The sequence below is a fragment of the Dietzia sp. B19 genome (assembly GCF_014145155.1).
Classification (GTDB): domain Bacteria; phylum Actinomycetota; class Actinomycetes; order Mycobacteriales; family Mycobacteriaceae; genus Dietzia; species Dietzia natronolimnaea.
On the sequence record NZ_JAALED010000436.1, the window covers coordinates 5,127 to 8,791 of the forward strand.

Genomic DNA, 3,665 nt, shown 5'->3' on the forward strand with positions numbered 1-3,665 from the left:
ATCATCTGGGCGTTCTGGGGCGCCGAGTTCGGCCAGCAGTACTTCGCCGGCTACCTCATCGAGAAGTCCCTCGCGGTGGACAACGTTTTCGTGTGGGCCATCATCTTCGCCCACTTCGCCGTCCCGGCCCAGTTCCAGCACCGCGTGCTGTTCCTGGGCGTGCTCGGGGCGCTGGTCTTCCGCGGGATCTTCATCGCCGGCGGCGCCGTGCTGATCGCCAACTTCTCCTGGGTGCTCTACCTCTTCGCCGCGTTCCTCCTCTACACGGGCGTCCGGATGATCCGCCAGCGCGACGAGCACCTCAACCCCGACCAGTCACGAGTCCTCACAGCGTTCCGCCGCCTGATCCCCATGACCGACACCTTCCACGGCCAGCGCCTACTGGTCCGCAAGGGCGGGCTCATCATGGCCACTCCCCTGCTGGCCGTGTTGGTGCTCATCGAGACCACCGACATCATCTTTGCCGTCGACTCCATCCCCGCCATCTTCGCCGTCACCGACGAGGTGTTCCTGGTCTTCACCGCCAACGCCTTTGCCATCCTGGGCCTGCGAGCGATGTACTTCCTGCTGGCCGACCTCATCCACCGCTTCGTCTACCTCAAGATCGGGCTGGCGCTGATCCTGATCTGGGTGGGCATCAAGATGATGCTCAAGATCGACGTGTTCTACATCCCCACCGCCATCTCCCTCGCGGTCATCACGGCAGTCCTCACCGTCTCGGTTGTCGCCAGCCTGCGCGCCACCAGGGGCCAGGAACGTCAGGGGCTGCCCACGCCGGCCGACCCCCCCTTCAGGGTCGCCACCGCCGAGGAGGACGCCGCCCTCGACCCCCTCTGGCGGGCCCGGAGTGAAGCCTCCGCCGATGAATTCGAGAAGTCGTGACCGGCCGAGTTGTGCGGACTCGTGCTGCAGCTCGAGGCCAGCTGGCGATAGCATTCGAGACGGTCTCGGCGTGTCTGTTGCGAGAACCAGTCAGTCACCTCGAAAGTGCATGGGAGACCACATGCCCGAAGACCGTTCCACCGGAACTTCCTACCGCAACGGTGCCGGGACCACCTCGCTGGTCGCCGGCATCATTGCCGCGCTGGCCTCCCTGGTGCCCTTCATCGGCGGTGCGATCACCATCGCCGCCGCAGTGGTCGCCCTCGCCAGTGGATGGGTCGGTCTGAAACGAGTGGACCAAAGCGAGGCGTCGAACCACCGTGAGGCCGTCATAGGCATCGGTCTGGGACTGGCAGCACTGTTCGTGGCGTTCCTCGTCTTTGCCGCGACCAACAGCGCATAAGGGTCCACCTGACCAGGTCGATCACGCGCTATCCGGGAGATCCGCGTGGGGAAGTGCCACACGGGGAACGCCCTCCGGGGTGCGGTCTCGCGCCGATCGGCAGAGGTGCGTCGGAGACACGGCCGCACGTGCGGTGCACTCCCCATCCCGCCTAGGAGACTGCTGAACAAGCTGTGATCTTGGCCGCGAGAGCGGTGGGCGGGGTGGGGGCATGGCGGTGTGGCTTTTTCGCGGCTGCGGGGGCTGAGGTATCTGGTCCGGAGATGGGATCTGGCCGGTGGCCGCGGGTCGTGTTCGGCGGTCTGCCGGGGCGGGAGTCCTCGCCCGGGCGGGCTGGTCAGGCCAGGGCCCAGGTTCCGTTCTGGTGGGTCAGGCCCATCGAGAGCAGTCGGCGCAGGTTCAGGGCGGCAACGCGGTGGTGGAGCCAGTTGTTGTTCTTGTCGACCCCGCGGTACGGCACGCGGCGAGCGCCTCGGGTCAGCCAGGCGATCGAGCGTTCCACCATCGGTCGGTGCTGGCGGTAGACGGTTTGGAAGTCCTCGCCGCTGGCGCGTTGGCGGTGCTGGCGTTGCAGCAGGTGGTGCTCACCGAGTTCTACTTTGCGGCCGGCGGCTGAGGTGGTGCATCGCTGGCGCAGGGGGCAACCACGACACGCCACGCCGAACGTGGCGTTGCCCTTCGCCGAGAGCCGTCGCGTGATGTTGCCGGGACAGGTCAGCGTGCCCGCCGCCGCATCGAAAGTGAAGTCATCGAGGGTGAACCCGCCCTCGACCGCGGGCCGTAGCGGCCACGGCTTAACCAGGGGCAGCCATCCTTTACCGGCGAGGGTGCCCAGCATGTCGCCGCTGGCATAGGCGGAATCGCCGAGCACCTCGATCTGCTCGCCGGCGCCGATGGTGGGATCGGCGGTGACCAGCCCCGCACCGACCGCAGCATCCGAGTTGGCCGGGCCGTTCGTCTTGGTCAGCGAGCACATCGTGGTCAGGCCGGTGTCGGGTTCGACCACGATGTGGGCCTTGAACCCGTCCTGGCGGCGTTGTCGGGTCTTGTGGGCGTGCCGGGCATCGGGGTCCACGGTGGAGATCACCCGATCCGGCGCGGTGCGGCGGGCGATACGCCACCGCCCGTCAGTGCCATCAGAACCGTCGGCCGGCTCGACGTCCTGGCCGGCCACCAACGCCAACAGCGCCACCGCCTCGGCCGGTCTGCCCCCGGCGGCGGTGATCGCCTCCACATCCAGAGCCTCAAGCAGTGCCAGAGCATCGCCCACCAGGGCGGAAACGAGCTCGTCCCGGGCAGCCTGGTCATCCCAGGCGATGCGGGGCTTACCGGCGACGGTGTAGTCCTGCCCGCACAGCGCCGCCAACCGGGTGCACTCGGTGGAGATAAACTCTCTCGCCCCGGGCACCTCGCGGCCCACCCGGCGGATCTGCGCGATGAGCTGGGCGATCGTGTCCTGACGGGCCACCGCGTCATCCAGGACCGTCGAGTCCAGGGCGCGGCGGGTCTTGGTCTTGACCGCACCGGTCTCGGCGATGACCTGGCGTACCACCTCGAAGATCCGCTGCGGTCGGTCACTGGCGGCCAGCCGGCGCCGCCAATACGTCAACGTCGAGGAGTCGAAACCCTTCGCATCGACCGCGTACCCGCACGCGGCTTTCCACCGCAGGTCGAATGTCAACGCATCGACCGCCTCCCGATCGGAGTGCCCGAACAGGGCTTGCAGCACGATCACCGAGGCGATCACCTCACCCGGGATCGAGGGCCGGCCCCGGCCAGAGGGAAACAGGTCGGCGAACAACTCGTCCGGGAACAGGCGGTCACGATGCTCTGCCATGTCAAGCCCCGGGTTTTGTAGAGGGTGGTTATCTGGCGTCGACGAGGTCGTCGACGGGCTCGGGTGACGGTACGACCGCCGCGTGCTGTGCTTCGTATTCGGCGGGTGGGACGTAGCCGATCTCGCCGTGAATCCGTCGATGGTTGAACCAGTCGATGTACTCGGCGACGGCGATCTCAAGGTCGTCGATGTCTCGCCACGGCCCCTTGTGGCGGTTGCGGATGAGCTCGGCCTTGAACAGCGAGTTGAACGCCTCCGCGAGGGCGTTGTCATAGGAGTCGCCCCGTGAACCCACCGAGGCCACCAGGTCCTGTTCTTCGAGCCGCTCGGTGTAGCGCAGCGCCCGGTACTGCACGCCGCGGTCACTGTGGTGAATCAGCCCGCCCAGGTCGTCGCCGGCGTGGGTGCGCTGCCAGATCGCCATGTTCAACGCGTCCAGGGCCAGGTCGGTGTAGAGGTTCTTGGACAGCTGCCACCCGACGACCATCCGCGAGTAGACGTCGATGATGAACGCCGCGTACACCCACCCGGCGTAGGTGCGGA

At 67.2% G+C, this 3,665-nt stretch carries 4 protein-coding genes; 2 read left to right on the plus strand and 2 right to left on the minus strand.

Translation table 11 applies throughout. The features are described 5' to 3' along the window. Positions 1-882: TerC family protein (locus G6020_RS12270; RefSeq protein ID WP_182610829.1), on the plus strand; the 882-nt coding region annotated here is incomplete at its 5' end. 121 nt (positions 883-1,003) lie between these two features. Then, a complete protein-coding gene (locus G6020_RS12275) occupies positions 1,004-1,285 on the plus strand; it encodes a hypothetical protein (protein WP_179524153.1) in 282 nt (93 codons plus the stop codon). Positions 1,286-1,622: 337 nt separating this feature from the next. On the opposite strand, the gene G6020_RS12280 is transcribed toward G6020_RS12275, so the two are convergent. Both G6020_RS12280 and G6020_RS12285 read right to left on the minus strand, forming a co-directional pair. Further along, complete coding sequence (locus tag G6020_RS12280; protein WP_182610822.1) at positions 1,623-3,122, minus strand: IS1182 family transposase; 1,500 nt, start codon at positions 3,120-3,122, stop codon at positions 1,623-1,625. A 28-nt stretch (positions 3,123-3,150) separates the two neighbouring features. Next, on the minus strand, positions 3,151-3,665 hold a 515-nt coding region (locus G6020_RS12285), incomplete at its 5' end, for an IS3 family transposase (RefSeq protein WP_194306127.1).

What these genes read in the sequence shown, in the direction of transcription:
- G6020_RS12275 (WP_179524153.1), top strand. Translation starts at nt 1,004, where the DNA reads ATGCCCGAAGACCGTTCCACCGGAACTTCCTACCGCAACGGTGCCGGG.
- G6020_RS12280 (WP_182610822.1), bottom strand. Translation starts at nt 3,122, where the DNA reads ATGGCAGAGCATCGTGACCGCCTGTTCCCGGACGAGTTGTTCGCCGAC.